The following is a 26,294-nucleotide window of genomic DNA, read 5'->3' on the forward strand; positions in this document are numbered from 1 at the left end:
ATATGTGGTGCATGCAACGCGTGCTTTCCGGAATTCAGCCCACCGCCGACTCCTACCATCTGGGAAACTACCTGGGTGCACTGAAACAGTGGATTGATCTGCAGGACGGCTATGAGGCCTTCTACTTCATTCCGGATCTGCACGCGATCACGGTTGACCAGGATCCCGAGGAGCTGCGCCACCGTACCCTCGCAGGCTGTGCGCAGTTGATTGCGCTGGGTATTGACCCGGAGCGTTCCACCCTGTTTGTGCAGTCCCACGTGCCGGAGCACGCCGAGCTGACTTGGGTACTGCAGTGCCTGACTGGTTTTGGTGAGGCCAGCCGCATGACGCAGTTCAAGGACAAGTCGGCCAAGCAGGGCCAGGACCGCACGTCGGTTGGTCTGTTTACCTACCCAGTGCTGATGGCTGCGGATATTTTGCTGTACTCGCCGCAGTTGGTGCCGGTGGGTGAGGATCAGCGTCAGCACTTGGAGCTCACGCGTACGCTGGCGGAGCGGTTTAACTCCCGCTACGGCAAGACGTTCACGGTGCCGGAGGGCATGATCGTCGAGGGTGCGGCGAAGATCTACGACCTGCAGGATCCGACGTCGAAGATGTCCAAGTCCGGCGCGAACCCGAAGGGCATTGTGAATCTTCTGGACGAGCCGAAGACTTCCGCCAAGCGCATCCGCTCCGCCGTGACCGACAACGATGGCGTGATTGCCTACGACAAGGAGAACAAGCCGGGTGTGTCCAACTTGCTGGTGATTCAGTCGGCGTTGACGGGCAAGCCTATCGACGACATCGTCGCCGGCTACGAAGGCCAAGGCTACGGCGCGCTGAAGGTGGATACGGCGGATGCGCTCGAGGCGTTCACCACGCCGCTGCGCGCGCGTTACGACGAACTCATGTCGGATCGTGCCGAACTCGAAGCCATCCTCGCCCGCGGTGCCGAGCGCGCCCGCGAGGTGGCATCGCCGCTGCTGAAGGACGTGTACGAGAAGGTTGGGTTCTTAGCGCCGAAGCGCTAAGGGCTAGCGGCGGAGCCAGGTCCGTTTCCGGCGTAGCCTCAGCGCTTCGCTCGTGCGGCCCGCAGGCCGTTCAAGATCACGATGACTTCGGCGACCTCGTGAACCAACACCACGGCGGCTAGGCCCAGCACGCCGGTGATCGCCAGCGGCATCAACACGATGATGATGGCCAGAGACAGCACGATGTTTTGGTTGATGATCCTGCTGCCTCGGCGGGCGTGCTGCAGAGCCTGCGGGATCAGCCGGAGGTCGTGGCCGGTGAAGGCGACGTCAGCGGACTCGATCGCGGCGTCAGAGCCGGTCGCTCCCATCGCAATGCCCACCGTCGCGCCTGCCAGTGCCGGCGCGTCGTTGATGCCGTCGCCGATCATCGCCGTCGGCGTCTTGGAGGAGAGTTCGGCGACGATGTTTGCCTTGTCCTCCGGTCGCAGCTCGGCGCGCACGTCGTCGATTCCGGCGATTTCAGCCAGCGCCCGGGCGGTGCGAGTGTTGTCGCCGGTGAGCATGCTCACTTCCACGTCGTTGGCGTGCAGGGTCTGCACGGCTTCGGGAACCTCGGGACGCAGCTCGTCGCGGACACCGATCGCCCCGGCGAGGGTGTCATCGACGGTGACCAGGACGCAGGTCTGGCCCTCGGACTCCATGCGCTCAACGTCTGCCTTCAATGGCCCGGCGTCGATCCACCGGGGGCTGCCCACCAGCACTCGTCGGCCTTCGACGGTGCCGCCGATGCCATGCCCGGCTTCCTCGCTGATGTCCGAGGCGGTGGGCGCTTCGGGCGCCGCTGCCGCGATCGCCGCGGCGAGGGGGTGCGTCGATTGCTGTTCAACTGCCGCCGCGAAAGCAAGCACCTGCGCCCGATCGAATCCGTCCGCCGGGACCACGCCGGTAACCTCGGGCTGGTTGCGGGTAAGGGTTCCGGTCTTGTCCACCGCAAGGTGACGGATGCCGCCGAGCCGCTCGAACGCCGCGCCGGACTTGATGACCACTCCGAACTGACTGGCCGCGCCGATCGCGGCCACGACCGTCAGCGGCACGGAGATTGCCAGCGCGCACGGCGAGGCTGCGACCAGAACCACCAACGCACGGGTGATCCACGTCTCGGGGTCGCCCAGCAGCGAGCCAATCACACCGACCAGCACCGCCAGGATCATCACCCCGGGCACTAGGGGTTGGGCGATCCGGTCGGCGATCCGGGCGCGGTCGCCCTTTTCCGCCTGTGCCTGCTCGACCAGGTCGACGAGGGTGGTCAGCGAGTTGTCCGTTCCAGCTGCGGTCGTCTCGATCTCCAGCACACCGGCGGAGTTGATTGCTCCCGCGGGTACCTCGTCGCCGGGTGCGACCTCCTCCGGAATGGATTCTCCGGTGATCGCTGAGGTGTCAAGGCTGGATCGTCCGGAACGAATGATGCCGTCCGTGGCGATTCGTTCCCCGGGGCGCACGAGCATTAGCTCGCCAACCACGAGGTCCTTCGCTGCGACCTCGACCGCCGTGCCGTCGCGCAGCACCGTCGCGGTCTGCGGCACCAACTTCAACAGTGCCCGCAGTCCGCTCTGGGCCCGGTCCATCGCCTTGTCTTCCAGTGCCTCGGCGATCGAGTACAGGAACGCTAGCGCCGCGGCCTCTCCGACGTAACCGAGGATCACCGCGCCGACCGCACTGATCGTCATCAGCAAGCCAATGCCGAGCTTGCGCTTCGTGACAAGGTTCCGGATCGCTCCAGGTGCGAACGTGTAAGCGCCCAACAGCAGGCCGACCCAGAACAGTACTGTCGCGGGTGTCTCCAAGTCGGACCAGTCCAGCGCCAGACCTATGAAGAGGGCTATGCCGGAGAAGATCGGCAGTAGCAACTCGGGGTCCTTCCACCATGGCCGATCGAGCTCTTCGACCTCCGCGGCGGGTTTGTGTTCGCATCCACACGCTGAACTCATGCGTCCGCTCCCTTCTCGCCGCAGCCGGGGACCGAGCACTCAGAGTCGATGCATGGGGCGTTTTCGTCGACAGCCAGCGTCGCGTTGACCAGCGCGTTGAGCGCTGCTGCGAGATGCGGATCGGCGATTTCGTAGCGTGTCTTGCGGCCTTCCGGCTCGGCGACGACGATGCCGCAGTCGCGCAAGCAGGTCAGGTGGTTCGAGACGTTCGAGCGGGTCAGGTCCAGGTCGCGCGAAAGCACGGCCGGGTAGCTCGGGCCGTCGAGTAGTGTCATCAGGATTCTGGAACGCGTCGGATCCGCCATGGCCCGGCCGAGCCGGTTCATGACGTCGAGGCGTGAAGCAATGGTCAGCATGCGCTGAACTGTACAGTGGCTACTGAACTGGCGCAAGGCGTGAGGAGTCTGCTACTGCCTCCGCCCCCGCTACGCCGTTTCGCAGGCTCCTCTACGATGTGTTCGGTAAAGCACATCCGTTTAGAAGGGACGTCCGTCGATGGCAACCTCGACATCGCCGCGTAAGGCGTACACCGACGAACAAGGAATCGAGCGCGCCTCGAAGCAACAGCAAGAAGGCCTAGAGGCGAAAGTAGAGGAGAAGGCGCCCGCTGCGGCTCACGTGCTGCGGATGAACGAGCGCTTCGGTTCAGAAGGCGGTAACCAGCTTGCCGGTGGCATTACGTACTTCTCGGTGCTGTCGCTGTTTCCGCTGCTCATGCTGCTTTTCGCTGGCCTCGGTTTCTTCCTGAGTGCGCGGCCGGATCTGATCCAGGAGATTGAAAACCAGATCACCTCCTCCGTGGACGGCGATCTGGGCGACATGCTCAATGAACTGGTCAATGCTGCTATTGATCAGCGCGGTGCCGTCGCTGGTATTGGTTTGCTGACCACCCTGTGGTCTGGCCTGGGCTGGATGAACAACCTGCGCGTGGGCGTGTCCGCGATGTGGAAGGTGGATGCGAACGAGGGCGGCAACTTTGTGACGAAGAAGTTGGCCGACCTACTGGGCCTGATCGTGCTCATTGTCCTGTTCGTGGTGGCTGCAGGCGTGACTGCGGTTGGCGTGTCCGGCTGGACCAGCACCGCAATGGAGCGCCTCGGCATCGGTGATTTCCCGGGCGCGCGCCTCGTGGTGTGGGTCGTTGGATTCCTGGTCAGTGTGCTGGCCAGCTTCTTGGTCATGCTGTGGGTGAACATGTACATGCCGCGCACGAAGGTGCCGGTGAAATCAGGTCTAAAGGGTGCGCTGCTCGGCGCGGTCATCTTCGCCATCTTGCAGCAGTTCGCAGGCCTGGTGATCTCTTCCGCCACCGGTAACCCGGCGGGTGCGATCTTCGGCCCGATCATCACCCTCATGGTCGTGCTGTACCTGATCTGGCGCGTGGTGCTCTACGTTGCAGCATGGACTGCGACGACGCAGGAGTCCCTGGACGCAGCCCCGGCGGAGGTTCCGGAGCCGGCCGTGATCAACATCCGTGCAGGTGCGGTGCGTAACACCGATAAGTCGGCGTCTACCGGCAAGGCGCTTGGCGTCGGCGCCGCGCTTGGCGCTATCGGCGTTGGCCTCGCTTCCGTGCTGACGCGAGACTAACCACAGCGGCAAGCAACGCAAGGGCCACAACGCCCGCAACGACAAGGTAGGACCACCAACGGTTCCAGGCCGTCTCCTCTTCCACACCGGAGTTCTCTTCGGGCGTGGGGGAGGGGGCGGCTTGTGTCGTTTCAGGGGTGTTGGTCTCTGGGGGCGCTAGCTTTGCGACGACACCGTCCACCCCATACGCCGCATGCAGCAGCATCTGCGCCTGCTCCCAGGCGCGGTGTTCGTAGGCAGTGGTGTCTAAGACGACGGCGACGAGGCGGCGGCCATCGTGGTTGACCGCACCGACGAAGGTGTGGTTGGCGTCGTCGGTGTAGCCGGTTTTTCCACCGATGCCGTCGGGGTCGTTGAGGTAGAGCTTGTTGTCATTCCACAGCTCAAAGGCTGGTAAGTCGTCGAATCCGGGGAACTTGTAGGACTCGGTGGCGACGATGTCCGCGAACGTGGGGTTCGCAAACGCCGCTTTGTACGCCAGGCCCATATCCCACGCGGAGGTGGACATGCCGGCGCTGTCCAGGCCGGAATACGAGGTGGCACGGGTATCGGTCATGCCGAGGGTTTTGGCCATTTCGTTGATCTTCAAAAGCGTCATCTCGTTGCCGCCGAGCGCCTGGGCGAGCGCGTGGGCGCAATCGTTGCCAGAGGCCAACAGCAGACCGTGGAGCAGGTCGTTGACGGTGTAGTCGCCGCCCTCGACGATGCCTGCGGCGGAGCCTTCCTGGCCCGCGGACTCGGCGGATACCGGCACTTTCTGGTCTAGCGGCAGTTCGTCGATCGCCGCCAATGCCAACAGCACTTTGATGATCGATGCCGGACGGTATCGTCCGTGCGGATCCTTCATCGCCACCACGTCGCCGGAATCCAGGTCAGCCACCAGCCACGCGGATGCGAGCACGTCCTGCGGAACCTCGTAACCGTCGGCGACGCTGACCCCACACGGCCCGTCGTAGGTCACCGGCAACGCGTCCGGCGTGCTTGTGGCCCGTTCTGAGGTGGAGACAGGCTCCGGCGGCCAGGTTGCCTGCGGGCAGTTATCGGTATCGGGTGCTTTGTCGCGCTTGGGTGGGACCCAGTTGCCGGTGTCGTCGTAGTAGCCGGTGGTGGGGGCGGCCGGCTCGATGGCATCGGTTGGGGCGGGGGTTTCGGCGTCTTGCGCGTTCGCTGTCAAGCACAGCCCCATGCTCAAACACACCACCGGAACTGCTGCCAACGTGCGCTTGATCATTTAGGACCCCTTCTGTTTGTAGCGGGTGACGAGGCGGTCGATGAGCTCGTCGGTAAGTTTCTCATCGGAAAGAATGATATCGAGCATGTCAGCATGCATCGCCTCAGTTTCCTCCGGATCTGGTTCTACCTGGTCATCGTAGGAATCGCCGGAGAGATCCATGCCGATGCCGTCGAGGAGCCCCTCGTCTTCAACAGGGGTGTCAATTCCCGTGGCTTCTGCGAGCATCTCCGCATCAATAGCGGGGAACTGGGTGGTGAACTCGGTGAGGAAATCATCCGCATCGCTCATCGCCTGCGCCGGGCGCTTGCCCTTGCGGATCTCCGCATCGATGCGACGCTGCAACGCCTTCTCCATCTGGCGGTGGCGCCAGGAGCGCACACGGGTTGGCTCCAACTCGCGGGCCACCGCGCGTGATTTGTTCTCAGCCTTGCGCGCAAGCGTGGCTACCTGCGTCGCCGTCGCGTTCACAGTGGTATTTACCGGAGCGAACTCCGAGTCGGTGGAAATGCGCCAGTTGCCGTAGTAGCCGAACAGGAACAGGGCGAAACTGGCAACAGGTCCGAGAATCATGCCCCAGGCGAGGTAGCCAGTGGCGTTGCCGATCAGCGTGATCACTGCACACGCCACTGCCGGCAGCACGGTGGGTTGGTTACCGCCAAACACTGACGGTTCTTGGCCGGTGACCACGTCGCGGATCATGCCGCCGCCGGTCGCGGTGAAGACACCCATCATGATGGTGGGCACAACCGGAAGCCCGTACTGGATTGCTTTCGACGCACCCGTGGACGCCCACAATGCGGAGACCAACGCGTCGCCATGCGATTGCAAAAATTCCCATGCGCGGCCCTTGAAGTAGGTGAACCTGGCGATCAACGCGCCGGTAAACGCAAGGATCAGGTACTCAGGCTGGCTCATTGCTGCGACGGTGCCCTCGTTGATCAGCACGTCGCGCAACATGCCTCCGCCGAGTGCGGAAAGCATCGCGATGAAGAAAAACCCCACGATGTCGTAGCCGAGTTGGCGTGCCAGGGTGCCGCCAATGACACCCATGAGGAGCACGCCGGAGATGTCCATCCAGTGATAGATGGCGTTGATGAGGGGGTCGACCTGGTCCACTGCCATAGCCGACCATTCTAAACCTCAGGTCTTAGAACTTGGAGAAGCGCTTGATCAGCTGGTTTTCCATCTCGGTCCACGCTTCTGCCTTATCGGTGAACGGTGCGGACGGAACGTAACCGGCGGCGCGGGTGGAGCCAAGCATGTACGCCAGGTAATCCTGCATGCGCGGGTTGGCCAGCAGCAGGGAGTTCAGCGAATCGTCCTTCGCCCAGTCGGCGGCGTCCGCGAGCAGTTCGTAGGCCTTGGCCATCTGCTTGGTGTCTACCGCGTCGGTGCCCTTGGCAATGTCGGCGGCGATGCCGTTAAACGAGTAGGAGTTGTCCGGGTGAACCTCCACCTTGAGATCACCAGCGTTTGCCGCGTTGAGGATGTCCTGCCAAGTGGACACGCCTGCGAGGTCGTGGTCGTCGTTTTCCAAAATCCAGCGGCCGAGGTGCTTCGTGGACGGGAAGGTGATGATCTCGCCGTACTTACCCAAGAACACCGGCGCGCCGTTCAGGTACGTGCGCAGCGTGTACACGCTCTGGCCCTGGATGGAAACCTTCACCGGGTCGATGCCAGCAAGGCCCCAGACGGAGGAGTCGTAGGGGTCTTGCGCGGCGGCCTGTGCCTGCTCGTCGGCGCGGCGCTGCTCCTCAGCCGCTGCGCGTTCTTCCTTCGCGGCGGCGATTGCGGTGGCTGCTGCGGCAACCTCGTTCGCGTCGAGATCTTGCGTATCGACGACACGCACCACCTCATCCAGCGACTCCACAACCTGCTTCCAATTGGTCAGCACAACGCGGCCCACACCTGACCATTCAGACATGCCGTTCTCGCCCGCGTAGTGGTCCGCGCCACGGTTGACGTTGCCCAAAATGGAGTGGGAGGCGAAGAAGATCTGCGCATGCTCAGCGCTGGCCACCTCGGCCAGCGAACGCGACACCTGGAAGACGCGTGCCAGCGACGAGACGTTCTCGTGGCTCGGACGGCCCGCTAGGAAGTTCGGGGCGCCAATGATGTCGTAGTACTGCTTGTCACCCGGCACGACGCGGTCGTCGCCCTGAGTGTTAAACGCCTCCCACTTTGGGTGGTCACTCAGGTCATGCGACGGGTTGGTGTTGAGGTAGGCCAGAAGCTCCTCGGGGGAGTTGAAGGCGAGGACCGATTGGTCGTCGCCAAGAAAGGCCTGCCACTGCGTGCCCTTCTCTTTCCAGGTTGGGGCCCACAGGGTGTAAAAATCGCCCTCGGTCAGGGACAGTTTCACGGGAAGGATCGCGCGGGTACTCATGGGGTGAGAGTCTACTCAACTCACAGCCAGCAGATTAACCGGTTGGCCGCCAGAACCCGTAGAACGGCATTCCGATGTTCTCGGTGCGCACCGGGTTCATCTGTACCGGGTCGCCGGCCTCAATCATCATGCCGTCGCCTGCGTACATTGCGGCGTGGCCCGACCAGAGCACAAGATCGCCCGGCTGCAGTTCCTCGTAGGACACCTGCCTGCCAACCGTCTGGTCGGCGGCGACGCGCGGGATGTCCATCCCCGCCTGGCTGTATGCCCAAGATGTCAGCCCGGAGCAGTCGAAGCCACCGGGGCTCGACCCTCCCCAGACATATGGCGTGCCGAGTTGGCTTTTCGCTGCGGCCACTGCGGCTGCGCCGACAGGGGAGCCACCCTGTGCTGGCGCTGGCGTGGGCTCCGGTGGAGGAGCAGACATTGGCGTGACCTCAGGCGGAGCAGGCGCGGGGACCGTGGCTGCGGGTTTCGGTGCAGTCGGCAGCGCCGCGGCCACAAGCTGGCGCGGGGATGATGGCACCGAGGCCGATAGGCGCTGTAACTCTGCGTTCGCTGCCTCACCGAGCGCGCCCGGACCCGGCATGACACGGGCGGCCGCCGCAGCGGTCGACGCACCCAGTTTCGTCGCAAGGGTGCCCAGGTCCTTCTCCAAGCTCTGCAAAGCCGCCATCGCAGCATCGAGCGCCTGACAGACTTGAGCCGCTACAAACGCCGCTGCACCAATTGGGCCGATTGGTGTCGCCGCAAGCGCGGGCGCTGCCGCGGCGTTGCGCATGAGACCGATTGCAATAGAGACAAGCTCGGCGACCGCGGCCGAAGCGCGGACTGACCCGCGCAGGACTGCGTCACTGATATCTGCACGGTAGGCCGCCAGGTCAGATGCAGCCTGCAGCCTGGTTTCCCCGCTCGCGTTAGCAACCTGTGCGAGCGGACCGAAGTCCTTGAAGTCCGGCATGCGATAGCCCGGAAGGGTCGGAAAATCGATGATGTCTGCCATGGACAAAATCTGTGCCGCAGCAGTACCGATATCTAACGAGAAGTTCAGGTGGCGGTTGTTTGTCACTGATGGCGGCCCGCCTAGCGAGGAAAGCGCGTCGAGCATGGTGCTAAGGGTGGGGTTCATAGTGTCGCTCCAAACTTGTGGCAGGTGGCGGTATCGACGGCGCACGCAGCATCAACGGTGAGGTCCATGGTTGCGGCGATGCGCCGGGCTTCGTCGCGAAGCAAAGTGGCGTCACTGTTCGCTTGCTCGATAGCGGTGGACACTGCGTTGTGGAATTCGCTCAATGGCCACACATCGGGCACTGGCACATGGTTGAGGGCGCGCAGCGAGGCTGCGTCGTTGCGTAGAGAATCGGTCATGGAAAACACGGATGCGGAATCAAATTGAAAGACAGTCATGCACATTGGACGGCGAAAACCCCACGCCGGTTCCCTCGTAGGAGAAAAAACTTCGGTGAATTAGCATGGGCGGCATGGACATCACGGTTATTAACCACCCGCTGGCTGCTTCGCGGCTGACCATCATGCGCGACAAGCGCAGCGACAACGCAGCTTTTCGTGCGGCGTTGGCCGACCTCGGCGCAATGCTGATCTACGAGGCGGCGCGTGATTTGAAAGTCGAGCAGTTCGACACCGAAACCCCAGTTGCGGTCGCTCAAGGCACGCGGCTGGCCACCCCGCCGATCATCGTCCCGATCATCCGAGCCGGTCTGGGCATGATCGACCCAGCACTGTCGATGATCCCGGACGCCCAGGTGGGCTTCATCGGCTTGGCTCGCGACGAGAAAACCCACGAACCGGTGCCGTACCTCGAAGCACTGCCCGACGATCTGTCTGGACAGCCTGTGTTCCTGGTGGACCCGATGCTGGCAACCGGCGGCTCGCTCATCCACGCCATCGATCTGCTTGTTGGCCGCGGTGCGGACGACATCACGTGCATCTGCATGGTCAGTGCACAGCCGGGCGTGGATGCGCTCAAGGCTCACGGCGGGCCTGTCCGCCTGGTCACCGCAACGATCGATCCGTCGCTGAACGAGGACGCCTACATCGTGCCTGGCTTGGGCGATGCCGGTGATCGTCTCTACGGTCCGCGCAACATCGACCTCTAACGCGCATAACGCGCGCACAGTACAAGCGCAGCGCAAGGTCTACGCGCCACGGAACCGAAAATAACCGTGGCGTGCACACTTGCGCTGCGCTACATTGTGAGCACAACGGCACAACAGCACAACGACACAGCCAGGGGGAGAGCTGTCATGGGGGAATTGCTACCGGACTCGCACTGGGCCAGCTACGCGCTGGGCTTGGGAGAACGTATTCGCGCGCTGCGCATCATGCGGGGGTTGAGCCAAACGCGCCTTGCGGAACTCGCTGGAGTGTCGCGCTCGCTTGTGTCCAATATTGAGCGCAACGACTACAACGAGCGGGCTGCCGACCCAACCTTAAGCACTCTCTACCGCATCGCTCGTGCGCTGCACGTGCCACCTGCGATGCTGTTGCCGGGCAGTCTTGACGATGTCGACGATGCCTACGTGCTCCAAGGCCCTGACGCCAAAGTGGAGGCGATCATGTTCCAGTGGCCCCGCAGTCCGTACGACACTGCCCGGTTTTCCACCGCCTATCTTCAACCCGGCGCACCGAGGGGAACACCAGTGTTTAGCGTTGCTGAACAGATTCAGCACTGCACTGAAAACGCAGTACCGAAAAAGCAGTGCGCTTCTAGCGTGGCGACGACCCCGGCGTAGACTCTGTGCAACATATGCACTTGCTTGTACCCGCTGTACAGGACGACCTTAAGGGAGGACGCGTGAGTAACGCCGGAATCGCTACAGCCGTGGCGGCTTGGTTTGATCAAAACCAGGACAAGGTCGTGGGGTGGCGTCGGCACATTCACTCACACCCAGAGCTATCCAACGAGGAAGTGGAAACTACCGAGTTTTTGGTCAACGTACTGGAGGAACATGGTCTGAAGCCGGTGTGCTTCCCGGGCACCGGGTTGTATGTGGACCTTGGTCCTACCGAAGGCAAGCGCTTGGCGTTTCGCGCAGACATCGATGCGCTGCGTGTGCCGGAGCAAACCGGTTTGCCGTTCGCGTCGGTGAACCCGGGCGTGTCGCACTCGTGTGGCCATGATGTGCATACGACGGTTGCTCTGGGCCTTGCGTGTGCGTTGTCCACGATCGAGCTTGAGCAGGGTGTTCGCGTGATCTTCCAGCCTGCGGAAGAAGTTATGGGCGGCGGCGCGCTGGACGTGGTCAAGTGGGGCGGGTTGGAAAATGTTTCCGCGATTTATGCGGTGCATGCCGAGCCGCATATCCGTGTTGGGGAGATCGGCGTGCGCACCGGTGCGATCACCTCGGCGTCTGACGTGATTCGTATCGAGGTCCAGGGCCCCGGCGGACATACGTCGCGCCCGCAGTTGACCGCCGATGTGGTGTACGCAATCGGTGCGCTGATTACTCAGTTGCCGGCGTTATTGTCGCGCCGGGTGGATCCGCGCACAGGCACTGTGTTGGTGTTTGGCCACGTCAATGCGGGTGATGCGGCGAATGCGATTCCGAAAGTGGGTGTTTTGGAAGGCACGTTGCGCACGGCGGATATTACGACGTGGCGTGAGATCGAGGACTTGATTACGGACCTGATCGACCTTGTCGTTGCGCCGACCGGTTGCACGTACCACCTGGATTACATCCGCGGTGTGCCGCCCGTGCTTAACGACGACGCCGCCACCGCCCTGGCCGTCCAAGCCGCCCGGTCCGTGGACCCGCACAGTGTTGTCTCCGCCCCGCAATCCAGCGGTGGGGAGGACTTTTCGTGGTACCTCGAGCACGTACCCGGCGCGATGATGCGCTTGGGTGCGTGGAACGGTGAGGGTGAGCCACAGGATCTGCACCAGGGGAACCTGAATGTTGATGAGCGGGCGATTGGGGTTGGGGTTCGTTTGTTCGGTGCGATTGTGGAGCAGTACTTCCGGGTGGGTGAGGTTTCTCCGGCTCCGGGTAGACTGTGACGTTGTTTAACCTGTCACGTCAAGTCTGAAACTTTGAGGAGAGCCGTTTTGTCCAAGAAGATTGTCATCATGGGTGGAGGCCCCGGCGGATACGAGGCCGCGCTGCTCGCGTCGAAACGCGGCGCAGACATCACGTTGGTGGAAGATTCTGGGGCTGGCGGCTCGGCGATCCGTAAGGACGTTGTGCCGTCGAAAAGCTTCATTGCGGGCGCGAACATTAAGACGGACTTGCGCCGCGCGGACGATATGGGGCTCAACCACACGTTGGGTGACGCGAAGCTGTCGCTGCTGGCGCTGAATGAGCGTGTGAAGCAGTTGGCGGCGGAGCAGTCCAGTGACATCCGCGAGCAGCTTGAGCGCAAGGGCGTGCGCCTGGTCAAGGGGCGTGCGCGCTTCTCTGATAAGCAGGTCGGTCACACTACGCATGACATTGAGATTGTCACCGAGTCTGGTGAGACTGAGCACGTCAGCTGCGACATGGTGCTTGTGTGCACGGGTGCGAGCCCGCGTGTGCTCAAGGGGGCGGAGCCGGACGGCGAGCGCATCCTGAACTGGCGTCAGATGTATGACCTGCAGGAGCTGCCGACCCACCTCATTGTGGTTGGTTCTGGCGTGACTGGTGCGGAGTTTGTCTCTGCGTTTGCGGAGCTGGGCGTGAAGGTGACCATGGTTGCTTCCCGCGATCGCATTTTGCCTCACGACGACGCCGACGCCGCCGATGTCTTGGAGAAGGTCCTGGCGGATCGCGGCGTGCAGTTGGAGAAGGACGCGCGTGTGGAGCGTGTGGAAAACACGGGTGACGCTGTGGTCGTGCACACCACTGATGGCCGCGCCATTGAGGGTTCGCACGTGATGATGTCCATCGGTTCTGTTCCGAATACGGCAGATTTGAACCTTGAGGCCGCAAAGGTGGAGACCACCCCGTCCGGCCACATTCATGTGGACCGCGTCTCGCGCACTAACGTCGCCGGCATTTACGCTGCGGGCGACTGCACGGACCTCATGCCGCTGGCGTCGGTTGCGGCGCAGCAGGGCCGCACTGCCGTTGACCACGCGATGGGCGACGGTGTCAGCCCGATCCGCCTGAAGACGGTTGGCAACGCCGTGTTCACCCGTCCGGAGATCGCTGCCGTGGGTGTTACGGAGCAGGAGATCCGCGACGGCAAGGTTGAGGCAGACATCTACAAGCTGCCCTTGTCGACGAACCCGCGCGCCAAGATGCGTTCCCTGCAGTACGGATTTGTGAAGATTTTCGCCCGCAAGGGCTCCGGCCAGGTCATCGGTGGCGTAATCGTGGCGCCGACGGCATCCGAGCTGATCTTGTCGCTGACCATCGCGGTAACCAACAGCCTCACCGTCACCCAGCTGGCTAACTCGATGGCGGTGTACCCGTCCCTGTCGGGCTCGATTACCGAGGCGGCTCGCCGCCTGATTACAAAGTCGGATCTGGACTAGCCGGAAACGCACGTTGGGGGCAGCGGGTGCGCGGACACGTCGCGCACCCCGGACCAATCGGGGTAGCTGACGCCGGGGCCAGATCAAGGCCGTCGGCGTACACCAGTTGGGGTGCGTATGCGGCGTCGCAGCCAAGCGCTACGGCGTGCTCGCGCCGGGGCTGACCAAAGCCCACGGCGGGACCCTGCACCATGCGCGCAACCCACATCTGTGTGCGCCCGTCCGGGGTGGTGGAGACCTGCCTGGTCACACGGTTTGGGGTTTCAAACGCACGGTGCACCACCCATAGCGGGCAGGTATCGCCGGAGACGGCGAAGCGGAACGACGTGGTGGCCTGGCGCTTGGACACATTTCCTGCGCGGTCGGTGCGCATAAATACAAACGGCACAGCCTGCGCGCCGGGGCGCTGCAGTGTGCCGAGGCGTTGGCAGGTGGATTCGAATCCGGTGCCGAAGCGGGCCGAGATGACATCGATGTCGTAGCGCGTCTCGTGGGCAGCCTGCAGGATCTCCGTGTACGGCATGGTGACGGCAGCCGCGAAGTACTGGGCTAAGCCGTGGGTGGTGACGTTGCGGGCCGGGGTGTCGTCGATACGCGCAATGAGCTCTGACATCACGTCGCCGTGGGCGAGATTGCTGTAGCGGTAGGACAGCTCGAAGCACTGTTGCGCTTCGCTCAAGCCGGAGCGCAGGCGGATCTCGCGGGTGGTGGTGTCGATGTCGGAGCGACCCGACTCCACAGGCTGGTTGAAGCGCACGGTGTAGCCGAAGTCGCGGTCGAGGACCGACGCAAGACGGGTCAGGCGCAACTGGCGGCCACCAAGATGCTCCGCAAGCGTTTCGGCCGCTGAATCCAGGGAGTGGAAGTAGTTGCTGTGTTCCTGGAAAAAGCTGCGTGCGTACTCGTAGGGGTTGGGGGCTTGCTCGTTGAGGCGCTCGGGGATGGTTCGGACACGCTCCGCAAGGGTAGGGAAGTGGCGGGCGAATTCCTCCAGCTCGTGCTGCGCGATGCCGGGGAGCAGTTCCGAAAGGGCGGCTGCGGTTTCGCGTTCGGCGTCGCCGGAGAAGAAGGAAGCATCCACCCCGAAGGCGGACGTTAACTGCAACAACACCGTTGCAGTGAGAGGGCGCTGATCGTTTTCCAACTGGTTGAGATAGCTCGGCGAGATACCGACGAGGACCGCCGCATCGGCTTGAGTGAGGTTGCGAGCGGTGCGCAGTGTGCGGATCTGACCCCCCGCGTACAGCTTTGCCATCGTTGATTTTGCTCCTTCTCAGCCGCTTGGCCTGGTGATTTGCAACACTTTGCAAGTCTGCCAGTTTCAGGACGCAAGAATACGCAACTTCCACTATGATGCGCAACACACTTTCGCTCCTAATATGAGGTTCATCATCATCTCGATCGCCAGAAGGAGCCGAAGAATGATCCAACACGAGGTACGTACCCATAAGTCCGCAGAAGACTTCCCGATTGAAGAGCATCTGGCCTACAAGATTGCCAAGGTCGCGGCCGACCCGGTTGAGGTGCCGGAAGATACCCGCGAAATGATCATCAACCGCATCATCGACAACGCTTCTGTCGCTGTTGCCTCCTATAACCGCCGCCCGGTCGCCGTCGCCCGCGCAATGGCCAAGGCACACCCGGCAGACAACAAGGGCGCACTCGTCTTCGGCGAAGACGGCACCTACTCCGCAGAATGGGTCGCTTTCGCAAACGGCACCGCCGTGCGCGAGCTCGACTTCCACGACACCTTCCTTGCCGCCGAGTACTCCCACCCGGGCGACAACATCCCGCCGATCCTTGCTGTTGCACAGCACAAGGGCCTCGACGGCAAGGCGCTGATCCGCGGCATCGCTACTGGCTACGAAATCCAGGTCAACCTGGTCAAGGGCATCTGCCTGCACGAGTGGAAGATCGACCACGTTGCACACCTTGGCCCCTCGGCCGCAGCTGGCATCGGCACCATGCTCAACCTGGACGTGGACACCATCTACCAGGCAATCGGCCAGGCACTGCACACCACCACCGCAACCCGCCAGTCCCGCAAGGGCCTGATCTCCTCCTGGAAGGCATCCGCCCCGGCGTTCGCCGGCAAGATGGCCATCGAAGCGGTGGACCGCGCCATGCGCGGCGAGGGCGCACCGGCCCCGATCTGGGAAGGCGAAGACGGCTTCATCGCATGGATGCTGCACTCCCCGGAGCGCACCTACACCGTCCCGCTGCCGGCAGACGGCGAGCCGAAGCGCGCGATCCTGGACACCTACACCAAGGAGCACTCCGCCGAGTACCAGGCACAGGCTCCGATTGACCTGGCTCGTCGCATGAAGCAGACCATCGCAGACGCAGGCAAGACCACCGCCGAGATCGAGTCCATCGTGCTGCACACCTCGCACCACACCCACTACGTCATCGGCACCGGCGCGAACGACCCGCAGAAGATGGATCCGAAGGCATCCCGCGAGACTCTGGACCACTCGATCATGTACATGTTCGCTGTCGCCCTTGAGGACGGCGGCTGGCACCACGTCGACTCCTACACCCCGGAGCGCGCAAACCGTCCGGAGACCGTCGAGCTGTGGCACAAGGTGTCCACGGTGGAGGACCCGGAGTGGACCCGTCGCTACCACTCGCAGGATCCGGACGAGAAGGCATTCGGCGCCAAGGCTGTCATCACCTTCAACGACGGCACTGTCATCGAGGATGAGATGGCTGTCGCCGACGCCCACCCGTACGGTGCTCGTCCGTTCGAGCGTGAGAACTACATCCAGAAGTTCCGCACCCTGGCTGAGGGCATCGTCGATAAGGACGAGCAGGACCGCTTCCTCGCCGCCGTGCAGGATCTGGAAAACCTCACTGACCTGACCGAACTTAACATCCGCGTCAACGACGCAACCCGCGCCGCTGCAGAGGAGATCCCGGGAGGCATCTTCTAATGTTCAAGCCTGACACAACCCCGAACGAGCGTCGCAAAGCACTGCGAGCATCGCTTGTCGACGAAAAAATCACCACCCTGCCCGGCGCCTTCAACCCGCTGACCGCGCGCCTGATCGAGGACATCGGATCCTTCTCCGGCGTGTACGTCTCCGGCGCCGTGGTAGCCAACGACCTGGGCCTGCCAGACATCGGCCTGACCACGCTTTCCGAGGTTGCAAACCGCGGCGGCCAGATCGCCCGCGCCACCAACCTGCCGGTGCTCATCGACGCCGACACCGGCTTCGGCGAGCCGATGTCCGCAGCCCGCACCGTCGCCGAGTTTGAAGCGGCAGGCCTGGCTGGCCTCCACCTGGAAGACCAGGTCAACCCGAAGCGCTGCGGTCACCTCGACGGCAAGGAAGTTGTGCCGCGTGACCTGATGATCCGCCGCATCACCGCAGCGGTGCGCGAGCGCCAGGACGACGACTTCGTCATCTGTGCCCGCACCGACGCCGCCGGCATCGAAGGCATCGACGAGGCCATCGAGCGTGCGAAGGCATACGCCGACGCGGGTGCGGACCTCATCTTCACCGAAGCGCTGTACTCGGAGGAAGACTTTGCCAAGTTCCGCGCCGCCGTGGACACGCCGCTTCTGGCCAACATGACCGAGTTTGGCAAGACCGACCTGCTCAGTGCCCAGCAGCTGGAAAACCTCGGCTACAACGCCGTGATCTGGCCGGTGACCACCTTCCGCATCGCCATGGGCCAGACCGAAGCAATGCTGCGCGACATCGCAGAAACCGGCACCCAGGTGCCGTGGCTGGACAAGATGCAGCACCGCGCCCGCCTCTACGAACTGGTGCGCTACGACGAATACAACCAGTTCGACCAATCCGTCTTCACCTACTCGAAAGACACCTACAGCTCCACCTTTGAGCAGTAGACGCCACCACCAACACCACCACCAAGAAGGAGTGAATCATCATGACTGAGCAGGAAATTCGTAAGGGCCTCAACGGCGTTGTCGCTGACTACACCGCAGTGTCCAAGGTCAACCCGGAGACCAACTCGCTGCTGTACCGCGGCTACCCGGTCCAGGAACTGGCAGAGCATTGCACCTTCGAGGAAGTGGCATACCTGCTGTGGAACGGTGAACTGCCGACCGAGGAGCAGTTTGCAGAGTTCCGCGGTGGCTGCATGGAAAACCGCGACATCGATGAAGAACTGATCCAGATCATCAACTTCATGCCGAAGGACTGCCACCCGATGGACGTGCTGCGTACCGCAGTGTCCTACCTGGGTGCAGAGGATCCGGAGAAGTTCACCCCGGATTCCGATCACCTGCGTGGCATCGGCCGCAAGCTGCTGGCCAAGCTGCCGACGATTGTCGCAACCGACATCCGTCGCCGCCAGGGCAAGGAGTACATCGCCCCGAGCAAGGAGAAGGGCTTCTCCGAGAACTTCCTCTGGATGGTTTTTGGTGACGATGAGAAGTCCCCGGCCAACATCCCGTCCGACATCGAGGCGTTTGAGAAGACGATGATCCTCTACGCCGAGCACTCCTTCAACGCCTCCACCTTCACGGCCCGCACGATTGCCTCGACGATGTCCGACGGCTGGTCCGCAATCACCGGCGCAATCGGTGCCCTGAAGGGCCCGCTGCACGGTGGCGCCAACGAGTTCGTCATGCACCACATGACCGAAATCGGCGACCCGGCCAAGGCAGAGCAGTGGTGCCTGGACAAGCTCAAGAACAAGGAGCTCGTCATGGGCTTCGGCCACCGCGTGTACAAGAAGGGCGACTCGCGCGTGCCGACGATGGAAGCCGCCTTTAAGAAGCTCGCTGCGGAGCATCCGGAGAAGGACGCTCAGAAGTGGGTCGAGATGTACGACATCATGGCCAAAACCATGCACGACAACACCTCGATCAAGATCCGTCCGAACCTGGACTTCCCGTCCGGCCCGGCCTACTACATCCTGGGCTTCGACATCGAGTTCTTCACCCCGCTGTTCGTGATGTCCCGCATTACCGGCTGGACCGCTCACATCATCGAGCAGTTTGAGAACAACTCCCTGATCCGTCCACTCTCGGCCTACAACGGCCCGGAGGAGCGCCACGTCAAGGCGTAAGCGGATCACCCCCGAAACGCGGGTCGTCGCAACGCGGCGCCCGCGTTTTTGCACCCCCGCGTTAGGGTGCAAACGTGTCACATTCGTTGGCGAAAACGACCCAAGAAAAGTGTGACCTGTACTAAACTACCCGTTGCAGTATGACTTCGATCTTTCCTTGAGGAAAGGAACAAAATGAACCCGGATAACCTCCCGCTTAATGACCTGCCAGCATTCAAGAAAATCCTGGTAGCTAACCGCGGTGAGATCGCCGTTCGTGCCTTCCGTGCAGCCTTTGAAACTGGCGCGAAGACCGTCGCGGTCTACCCCCGCGAGGACCGTAACTCGTTCCACCGTCCGTTCGCGGACGAGGCAGTCCAGATCGGCGAGGCCGGCCAGCCGGTCAAGGCGTACCTGAACATCGACGAAATCATCCGTGCCGCGAAGCAAACTGGCGCAGATGCCGTCTACCCGGGCTACGGCTTCCTCTCCGAGCGTGCTGACCTGGCTCGTGCCTGCCGCGACAACGGCATTAAGTTCATCGGCCCGACCCCGGAGACGCTGGACCTGACGGGCGACAAGTCCGCCGCTGTCCAGGCCGCTGAGCGTGCCGGCCTGCCGGTGCTGAAGGACTCTGAGCCGTCGTCCGACCCGAAGCAGCTGGCAGAGTTTGCCAAGGACTTCGAGTTCCCGGTGTTTGTGAAGGCTGTCGCCGGTGGCGGCGGACGCGGCATGCGTTTCATTGAGAAGATCGAGGACGTTGAGCGTCTCGCAGCCGAGGCATCCCGCGAGGCTGAGGCAGCCTTCGGTGACCCGAACGTCTACATCGAGCGCGCCGTGATCCGCCCGCAGCACATTGAGGTGCAGATCATGGCTGACTCTTACGGCAACGTGGTGCACCTGTTTGAGCGTGACTGCTCCGTGCAGCGCCGCCACCAGAAGGTTGTTGAGATCGCTCCGGCGCAGCACATCACGGAAGAGCAGCGCCAGAAGATCTGTGCCGACGCTGTGGCGTTCTGTAAGGAAATCAACTACGAGGGCGCAGGTACGGTCGAGTTTCTTGTCGACGAGTCCGGCAACCACGTCTTCATCGAGATGAACCCGCGCGTGCAGGTCGAGCACACGGTGACCGAGGAAGTCACCGGCATCGACATCGTAAAGAACCAGATGTACATCGCCGCCGGCGCGAAGCTGGAGGACATCCACCTCACCCAGGACCTCATCGAGGTCAACGGCGCAGCCCTGCAGTGCCGCATCACCACCGAGGACCCGGCCAACGGCTTCCGACCGGACTCCGGCGTGGTCACCGGCTACCGCTCCCCGGGTGGTGCAGGTGTGCGTCTCGACGGCTCCGTGGCCGTCGGTACCACCATCACCCCGAACTTCGACTCCCTGCTGGTCAAGATGACCTGCCGTGGCCGCAACTTCCAGGTCGCCGTCGACCGTGCCCTGCGCGCCCTGAACGAGTTCTCCATTACGGGCCTGTCCACGAACATCGGCTTCCTGCGCGCCCTGCTCAGCGAGGACGAGTTCCGCAACGAGCGCATCAACACCGGCTTCATCGCGGACCACCCGCACCTGCTCGAGGCTCCGGCGGCAGCTGACGATGCCGGCAAGATCCTCGACTACGTCGCATCCGTGACGGTGAACCAGCCGAACGGTGCCCGTCCGACGAACATTCAGCCGTCGAAGAAGCTTCCGGAGCTCAAGTACGGCGAAATGCCACGCGGCTCCCGCAACGACCTGCTCGAGCTCGGCCCGACAAAGTGGGCTGAAAAGATCCGCAATCAGACCGCTCTGGGTGTCACCGAGACCACGTTCCGTGACGCTCACCAGTCACTTTTGGCAACCCGTATTCGCACCAACACCCTTGTGGCTGCCGCGAAGCATGTGGGTCACCTGACCCCGGAGTTGACCTCCGTTGAGGCATGGGGCGGCGCTACCTTCGATGTGGGCATGCGCTTCCTCCACGAGTCGCCGTGGATGCGTCTCGACGAGCTGCGCGAGGCGATGCCGAACGTCAACATTCAGATGCTGCTGCGTGGCCGCAACACTGTTGGCTACACCCCGTACCCGGACAACGTGACCAAGGCGTTCGTCCAGGAAGCAGCCTCGTCCGGTATTGACATCTTCCGAATCTTCGACGCGCTGAATGACGTCTCCCAGATGCGCCCGGCGATCGACGCAGTGCTGGAAACCAACACCACCGTCGCCGAGGTTGCGATGGCGTACTCCGGCAACCTGATGGATCCGAATGAGGATCTGTACACGCTGGACTACTACCTGAAGCTCGCCGAGGAGATCGTCGAGGCTGGCGCCCACGTCCTGGCGATTAAGGACATGGCTGGCCTGATGCGTCCGGCAGCAGCCGCCAAGCTGGTGAAGGCGCTGCGTGAGCGCTTCGACCTGCCGGTGCACGTCCACACCCACGACACTGCGGGCGGTCAGCTCTCGACCTACCTTGCGGCTGCCAACGCCGGTGCCGACATCGTCGACGTTGCATCCGCTCCGCTGGCAGGCACCACCTCCCAGCCGTCGATGTCCGCCCTCGTCGCAGCGTTTGAGAACACCGAGCGCGACACCGGCATCGACCTGCAGGCCGTCTTCGATATGGAGCCGTACTGGGAAGCCGTGCGCCAGGTCTACGCACCGTTCGAGTCCGGCATCCCGGGCCCGACCGGCCGTGTGTACAAGCACGAGATTCCGGGCGGTCAGCTCTCCAACCTTCGCACCCAGGCGAAGGCGCTTGGCCTGGAAGACCGCTTCGAGCTCATCGAGGACTACTACGCAGGCGTAAACGAGATCCTCGGCCGCCCGACCAAGGTCACCCCGTCCTCCAAGGTTGTCGGCGACCTGGCACTGCAGCTCGTCGGCCAGGGCGTTAGCCCGCAGGAGTTCGCAGAGAACCCGCGCAAGTACGACATTCCGGAATCCGTCATCGGCTTCCTGCAGGGCGAGCTGGGCACCCCTCCGGGTGGCTGGCCGCTGCTGCGCGAAAAGGCGCTGGAGAACCGTTCCGAGGTCGACCACACCGTCCAGGTGCCGGCAGAGCTCGAGCCGGATCTGCAGTCCGACGACCACAGTGTGCGTCGTGCGGCGCTGGATCAGCTGCTGTTCCCGAAGCAGTACGCCGAGTACCAGGAGCACCTGCGCACCTACGGCATCACCGACCAGTTGGGTGACAAGACCTTCTTCTACGGCCTTGAAGAGGGCGTGGAGACCATGATCTACTACGGCGAGATCGACGAAAACCGTCCGCCGCTGGTGGTCAGCCTCGACGCTGTCGGCGAGCCGGATGAGAAGGGCATGCGCCAGGTCATCCTGACCGTCAATGGCCAGGTCCGCCCGGTTGCCGTCCGCGACGAGAACGTCGAGTCCACCGTTGCCGAGGTGGAGAAGGCCGACGCCTCCAACCCGGGCCACGTGGCCGCACCGTTCGCTGGTGCCGTCACCGTCACGGTGAAGGAAGGCGACGAGGTCAAGGAAGGCGACCCGGTCGCAACCATCGAGGCTATGAAGATGGAGGCCGCGATCTCCGCACCGAAGTCGGGCGTGATCGAGCGCATCGCGCTGACCAAGCCGACCAAGGTGGAAGGCGGCGACCTCGTGGTAGTTATCGCCTAATGCTTAGGCGGTGAAGCCCTTCACGTCGACGGCCATGACATTGTCGTGGCCGTCGACGTTTTTAAATCCCGTTAAGGCCAGGATTATGGGTGAGCGGTCAGAAGATCCAGGGCGCTTATAGGTTGAGCTTCACCATAACGCGGAAATGCTTGGATGAGATTCGATAGGTCTACAGAAGGAAGTTCGGATTGTAAATTCTGAAAGCGAGGGGTTATGAAATCACGCGTCGTTTCAAAGGAACGTTCAACGACAATCCAGTTCCGCCTATGACGGGCTGCTGCCTCCATAGTGGTTCCACTTCCTGCAAAAAAATCCATGACGATATCCCCTTCATCAGTGGCGATTTGGACGATGCGTTCAAGTAATTCGACCGGTTTCGGAGTGTCAAACGGAATCTCGGTGTGAAATGTCTTGATGAGTTTTCGTTTCGCTGATTCCGTTGTTCCCACTTCATCTGCAAACCAAAGTGTTTTCGGCACGAGACCTTTAAGTTCCCAACTAAAACGCTTCAATCGAGGGCTGCCGTTTCCGTTCTTGGGAAACCAAATGCGGTTATCCTGCATGAGTTCATGGAACCGATCTTCTGCTGTGTACCAGGATCGCCCTTTAGGCGGGAGTTTTCTTTCGCCTGTTGGTGTCACGATCGGATACTGTTGCCCATCTCTATAACCTGGGGCGGTGAACGGGGCGTCAGCCCAACTGCCCCGTGGATCATTATCAGGGTTTTTCAGCTGGTCTTGTCTGCGGGGAATCAAATTCCTCTTCAACTTCCATTTCTGGGGGCCAGCAGGGGAATAAATGAGGATGGTATCGTGAGCGGAGCTTAGCGCCGATCGCGATTCCCTGGATGTCCTTTTTTCCCAAATGATGGACCCGACGTAAGCTTTCTCTCCGAAAATCTCATCGAGAACGAAACGAGCGTGGTGAAGCTCTGAATCGTCGAGATGCACCCATACAGATCCGTCATTTTTCAGTAGAGGAGCGGTCGCAACCAGTCTGTCCTTGAACATTGAGAGCCATTCTTCATGGCTAAGACGGTCTGCGTAGGACTGGAATGTTTTTTGAGTGTTGAAGGGCGGGTCAATGTAGATCAGCGATACGCTTTGCTTTCCATAGTGGGCCTTTAGCCATTCGGCACAGTCTAAAACATCTCCTACAACAATTGAGTTTTCAGAATGAGTTGATCGCGGACGCTTCTCGTACATGACACCCACCTTCTCCGGGGGGAGCGGCCCATCAACCCATCGGTAGCCAATCGAACCATCCGCTAGAAGAGTAAGATCTTTGTTCTTCCAAGTTAATTGCAATTTTCACCCTCGTTACTAAGAATCGCATGATTAAGAGGCAAAGAGAGTATATGGCTTGTTACGATTCTGTCGTGCAAGCTTGAGAGGTTTATCGAATATGAGTGCTAATGGGGAGATTTCCACCCGTGTGAAACCCCTCGTTCGATGGGCGGGAGGGAAATCGCGTCTTCTTTCAAAGATTCTTCCCGCTGTACCATCTGCGATTCAGGACTATTATGAACCATTCTTGGGGGGCGGTGCAGTCTACCTCACGCTTTACAAAAGGGTGGAGGGGTGTGCCTACCTGTCGGATGTAAACCCTCATTTGATTGCGGGTTGGCGAGGTTATGCGAATCCTACAGATCGCTTTCTAGCAACGTTGTCAAATTTTGAAAAGCAAGATTCCGAAGAATTCTATTACGAGATGCGGTCTCAGTCGCCTACAGACCCGTTTGATATGGCTGCCAGATTTGCATACCTAAATGCGACGTCTTGGAACCATTTATGGCGAGAGAATTCCAAAACTGGTGCAATGAATGCTCCATGGGGAAAGAGGGCGTTTAAGATGCCGTCGAATGAAAGACTTGCAGAGTTTAAGAACGCGGTGAAGGGGGCGAGTATAAGCGTGCAGGATTTTAGAGTTGCGCTTCAGTCGGCGCAGGCAGGAGATTTCGTATACCTAGACCCACCTTATCTTCCTATCTGGACCAATCAGGAGGAAAAAGAACCTACCAGCAAATTTAATCGGTACAACGCTAAAACGTTTGAATTGCCAGATCTTGAAGATCTCGCTGATTGTTGTCGAGATCTTGACCAAAAAGGGGTGGCGTGGCTTCTGTCCAACCGGGATACTGAACAGGTTCGTGAGCTATTCTCTTTCGCAAAGATACAAACCTTCACAACCACTCGATCAGTGGCAGCTCAATCTAAGCGTTCAGTAGAGTCACGGAAGTCTCCCGAGGTCCTGATATTAGGAGCAAATCTTGGCATATAAAGAAATCCGAGGTTTGTTAGTTTACCGACTCAACAAATCTGCATATAAAGCTCTCTATGGACGGGGGCTGAGAAACCGAGATGGTAGCCTTGACTCCTCGTATTCGAAGGACTATTTGCAGCTTTCTCAGGATCCGGAGGAATATCGCAAAATAGCTGAATTGCTGGGGGTGGACGAGAGTGAAAACATTCCGGTTACATATTCGTGGCCAGGTGGTACAGCGGTAGGAAGCGTTGTGGAGAAATCAGCTGACCGACCACATCTGAAATGGGCGACTAATAAAGCGCCGCAACCGTGGCGGCTGGTGCTAGATCCCACGCAAGAATCTGTCGAAACAATACCAGGAAATCCAGATTTTCAATTGGGGGAAGAAGCTTCACGCCAGTTTGATGACATCTTAAAAAGCTGTGGAGATATTTTTCTCATTGCTGTTGCATTGGCGGATGAGATATCGACCCTCCATCTGCGTGTCTGCATGACATCTCCCCCAGTGGGGCTCGAATGGGCAAAAATAGATAATTTGCCCTCCCGAATATGCAGCATCATTGAATCGATGCCAGCGCGAACAACTTCTAAAATCGAGATATTCACACAAGGAATGAACCATAATCGGTCAAACCTAGAAGAACTGATCGATAAACTCTCGAGTAATCCAAATCAACTTTTAGTAGGACCGCCTGGTACCGGAAAGTCCATGTTGCTTAGGCAGCTTGCGATGTTCGTCGAAAAGCCTACGCTGCTCGATGAAGTTCGGTTCGATCCCGAAAAGAAAGCCTATAACTGGGCTACATTTGAAGTAGACAATGATACTCCCGGCAAGGTTATGTCCCTGACTTTGCATCCTAGCTTTAGTTATGAGGATCTGGTGATTGGGTTACGGCCAGAACCGTCTGAACATGGGACCCGTATCAAAGCAACTCCGGGGCCGTTAGTGAACATGGCTCATTTTGCAGCGACTCACGATGCAGTGGCATTGTTGATTCTGGATGAGTTTAATCGCGCGAACACACCTGCGGTTTTTGGTGATACTCTTTCATTGTTGGATGCCGGTCAGCGCGGTACTTCTGTGGTTCGTCTTCCCTATAGTGATCTAGAAGCCGAGATTCCTAGTGAGTTTTTAGGCAGCAATCAGCGACAAATCGCAGGATTCCTTGAATCCTTCACATTGCCACCTAACCTGTGGATTGTGGGTGCCATGAACACTGCGGACAGATCGATTGCTCCGCTAGATGCGGCGATGCGACGACGTTTTACCATTACCGAAATAATGCCGGATTATTCCCTTTTACAGCAGCACTTACGTAATTCGGCGATCGGCGGTCTCCAGCAATCAATGGTCCAGCTGGCAGATGTTGCAGCGGCGCTTCTTCAGAGCTTGAACGATCGGATTAGTTCGGTTGTCGGGAACGATTTTCAATTGGGGCACTCAAATTTTTGGGGACTTCGAATGGATTCAGAAGAAGCTTTCTGGAGGAGCATCGCCGAGGCATTTGATAGTAATGTGGCTCAATCTTTGAAGCTTGAACTTCAAGGCGACGATGACTCGTTAGCCGCCATCTTGCTTGCAGATGAAGTTTTATCGGCTGGACAGGGAGCAAAGGTGGCCGCGCGGTGGAAAGAACCTCCGCCATCCGTTGGGATGAAAGGCTTGCGCCGACTGGAGATTATGCGTCTGGGTGATCTAACGCAAGAGGAGATCAAGCGGGAAATAGAACGGCAAATGGGTGGGGTTTAGCCCCAA

General features: G+C 60.7%; 21 protein-coding genes. 12 read left to right on the forward strand and 9 right to left on the reverse strand.

Features of this window, described 5'->3' with window-relative positions; translation table 11 throughout:
• Positions 1 to 2: 2 nt before the first annotated feature.
• The gene (trpS, locus tag CCOY_RS02635; RefSeq protein ID WP_070422821.1) at positions 3 to 1,013 is read left to right on the forward strand and encodes a tryptophan--tRNA ligase; all 1,011 of its coding nucleotides are present in this window, start codon (positions 3 to 5) and stop codon (positions 1,011 to 1,013) included.
• A 38-nt stretch (positions 1,014 to 1,051) separates the two neighbouring features.
• Here trpS and CCOY_RS02640 read toward each other — a convergent pair whose 3' ends face one another.
• A complete protein-coding gene (locus CCOY_RS02640; RefSeq protein ID WP_070614305.1) occupies positions 1,052 to 2,944 on the reverse strand; it encodes a heavy metal translocating P-type ATPase in 1,893 nt (630 codons plus the stop codon).
• Positions 2,941 to 3,300 (reverse strand): Cd(II)/Pb(II)-sensing metalloregulatory transcriptional regulator CmtR, encoded by a 360-nt coding sequence (gene cmtR / locus CCOY_RS02645; RefSeq protein ID WP_070422823.1) that lies wholly within the window; start codon positions 3,298 to 3,300, stop codon positions 2,941 to 2,943. The genes CCOY_RS02640 and cmtR overlap by 4 nt, the downstream gene beginning before the upstream one ends.
• Before the next feature lie 139 nt (positions 3,301 to 3,439).
• On the opposite strand from cmtR, the gene CCOY_RS02650 reads away from it, so the two are divergent.
• Entirely contained in the window at positions 3,440 to 4,534 is a 1,095-nt protein-coding gene (locus CCOY_RS02650) for a YhjD/YihY/BrkB family envelope integrity protein (protein ID WP_092101551.1), read from the forward strand.
• Here the strand turns inward: CCOY_RS02650 and CCOY_RS02655 are convergent.
• From CCOY_RS02655 to CCOY_RS02675, 5 genes are read right to left on the reverse strand one after another with little or no spacing between them, the layout of a single operon-like run.
• A complete protein-coding gene (locus tag CCOY_RS02655; protein ID WP_244268680.1) occupies positions 4,494 to 5,765 on the reverse strand; it encodes a D-alanyl-D-alanine carboxypeptidase family protein in 1,272 nt (423 codons plus the stop codon). The two genes, CCOY_RS02650 and CCOY_RS02655, sit on opposite strands and share 41 nt — an antisense overlap.
• Positions 5,766 to 6,890, reverse strand: coding sequence for a trimeric intracellular cation channel family protein (locus CCOY_RS02660; RefSeq protein WP_083279474.1), 1,125 nt, complete (start codon positions 6,888 to 6,890; stop codon positions 5,766 to 5,768).
• A gap of 25 nt (positions 6,891 to 6,915) precedes the next feature.
• Positions 6,916 to 8,154 carry a SatS C-terminal domain-containing protein gene (locus CCOY_RS02665; RefSeq protein ID WP_092101553.1) on the reverse strand — a complete coding sequence of 413 codons (1,239 nt, stop codon included), beginning with the start codon at positions 8,152 to 8,154 and terminating at the stop codon, positions 6,916 to 6,918.
• Positions 8,155 to 8,188: 34 nt separating this feature from the next.
• Positions 8,189 to 9,283: a C40 family peptidase gene (locus CCOY_RS02670; protein ID WP_244268681.1), complete on the reverse strand. Its 1,095-nt coding sequence runs from the start codon at positions 9,281 to 9,283 to the stop codon at positions 8,189 to 8,191.
• The gene (locus tag CCOY_RS02675; protein ID WP_070771954.1) at positions 9,280 to 9,561 is read right to left on the reverse strand and encodes a hypothetical protein; all 282 of its coding nucleotides are present in this window, start codon (positions 9,559 to 9,561) and stop codon (positions 9,280 to 9,282) included. The genes CCOY_RS02670 and CCOY_RS02675 overlap by 4 nt, the downstream gene beginning before the upstream one ends.
• A gap of 74 nt (positions 9,562 to 9,635) precedes the next feature.
• On the opposite strand from CCOY_RS02675, the gene upp reads away from it, so the two are divergent.
• From upp to CCOY_RS02695, 4 genes are all read left to right on the forward strand, one after another.
• Positions 9,636 to 10,271, forward strand: coding sequence for a uracil phosphoribosyltransferase (upp, locus tag CCOY_RS02680; protein WP_070422880.1), 636 nt, complete (start codon positions 9,636 to 9,638; stop codon positions 10,269 to 10,271).
• A 147-nt stretch (positions 10,272 to 10,418) separates the two neighbouring features.
• Entirely contained in the window at positions 10,419 to 10,907 is a 489-nt protein-coding gene (locus tag CCOY_RS02685; RefSeq protein WP_070482389.1) for a helix-turn-helix domain-containing protein, read from the forward strand.
• 62 nt (positions 10,908 to 10,969) lie between these two features.
• Entirely contained in the window at positions 10,970 to 12,172 is a 1,203-nt protein-coding gene (locus tag CCOY_RS02690) for an amidohydrolase (RefSeq protein ID WP_244268682.1), read from the forward strand.
• Positions 12,173 to 12,220: 48 nt separating this feature from the next.
• Entirely contained in the window at positions 12,221 to 13,627 is a 1,407-nt protein-coding gene (locus CCOY_RS02695) for an NAD(P)H-quinone dehydrogenase (protein ID WP_070450406.1), read from the forward strand.
• Here the strand turns inward: CCOY_RS02695 and CCOY_RS02700 are convergent.
• Positions 13,605 to 14,882 (reverse strand): helix-turn-helix domain-containing protein, encoded by a 1,278-nt coding sequence (locus CCOY_RS02700; RefSeq protein ID WP_070422830.1) that lies wholly within the window; start codon positions 14,880 to 14,882, stop codon positions 13,605 to 13,607. The genes CCOY_RS02695 and CCOY_RS02700 overlap by 23 nt on opposite strands.
• Before the next feature lie 166 nt (positions 14,883 to 15,048).
• On the opposite strand from CCOY_RS02700, the gene prpD reads away from it, so the two are divergent.
• The 4 genes from prpD to CCOY_RS02720 all read left to right on the forward strand — a co-directional run bounded on the left by prpD (position 15,049) and on the right by CCOY_RS02720 (position 22,273).
• Positions 15,049 to 16,560, forward strand: a complete 1,512-nt coding sequence (prpD, locus tag CCOY_RS02705) for a 2-methylcitrate dehydratase PrpD (RefSeq protein ID WP_070570511.1) — start codon at positions 15,049 to 15,051, stop codon at positions 16,558 to 16,560.
• Complete coding sequence (gene prpB / locus CCOY_RS02710) at positions 16,560 to 17,483, forward strand: methylisocitrate lyase (protein WP_070422832.1); 924 nt, start codon at positions 16,560 to 16,562, stop codon at positions 17,481 to 17,483. The genes prpD and prpB overlap by 1 nt, the downstream gene beginning before the upstream one ends.
• Before the next feature lie 41 nt (positions 17,484 to 17,524).
• On the forward strand, positions 17,525 to 18,670 hold the full coding sequence (locus CCOY_RS02715; RefSeq protein ID WP_070422833.1) for a bifunctional 2-methylcitrate synthase/citrate synthase: 1,146 nt from the start codon (positions 17,525 to 17,527) through the stop codon (positions 18,668 to 18,670).
• Positions 18,671 to 18,844: 174 nt separating this feature from the next.
• On the forward strand, positions 18,845 to 22,273 hold the full coding sequence (locus tag CCOY_RS02720; RefSeq protein ID WP_092101557.1) for a pyruvate carboxylase: 3,429 nt from the start codon (positions 18,845 to 18,847) through the stop codon (positions 22,271 to 22,273).
• Between the two features lie 83 nt (positions 22,274 to 22,356).
• Here the strand turns inward: CCOY_RS02720 and CCOY_RS02725 are convergent, their stop codons facing one another.
• The gene (locus CCOY_RS02725) at positions 22,357 to 23,478 is read right to left on the reverse strand and encodes a site-specific DNA-methyltransferase (RefSeq protein WP_092101558.1); all 1,122 of its coding nucleotides are present in this window, start codon (positions 23,476 to 23,478) and stop codon (positions 22,357 to 22,359) included.
• Between the two features lie 199 nt (positions 23,479 to 23,677).
• On the opposite strand from CCOY_RS02725, the gene CCOY_RS02730 reads away from it, so the two are divergent.
• Together CCOY_RS02730 and CCOY_RS02735 are read left to right on the forward strand one after the other, a co-directional pair.
• On the forward strand, positions 23,678 to 24,553 hold the full coding sequence (locus tag CCOY_RS02730) for a DNA adenine methylase (RefSeq protein ID WP_092101560.1): 876 nt from the start codon (positions 23,678 to 23,680) through the stop codon (positions 24,551 to 24,553).
• Complete coding sequence (locus CCOY_RS02735) at positions 24,543 to 26,288, forward strand: McrB family protein (protein WP_143028452.1); 1,746 nt, start codon at positions 24,543 to 24,545, stop codon at positions 26,286 to 26,288. Before CCOY_RS02730 ends, CCOY_RS02735 begins: the two co-directional genes overlap by 11 nt.
• Positions 26,289 to 26,294 lie beyond the last annotated feature (6 nt).

The organism is Corynebacterium coyleae (assembly GCF_030408635.1).
GTDB lineage: Bacteria > Actinomycetota > Actinomycetes > Mycobacteriales > Mycobacteriaceae > Corynebacterium > Corynebacterium coyleae.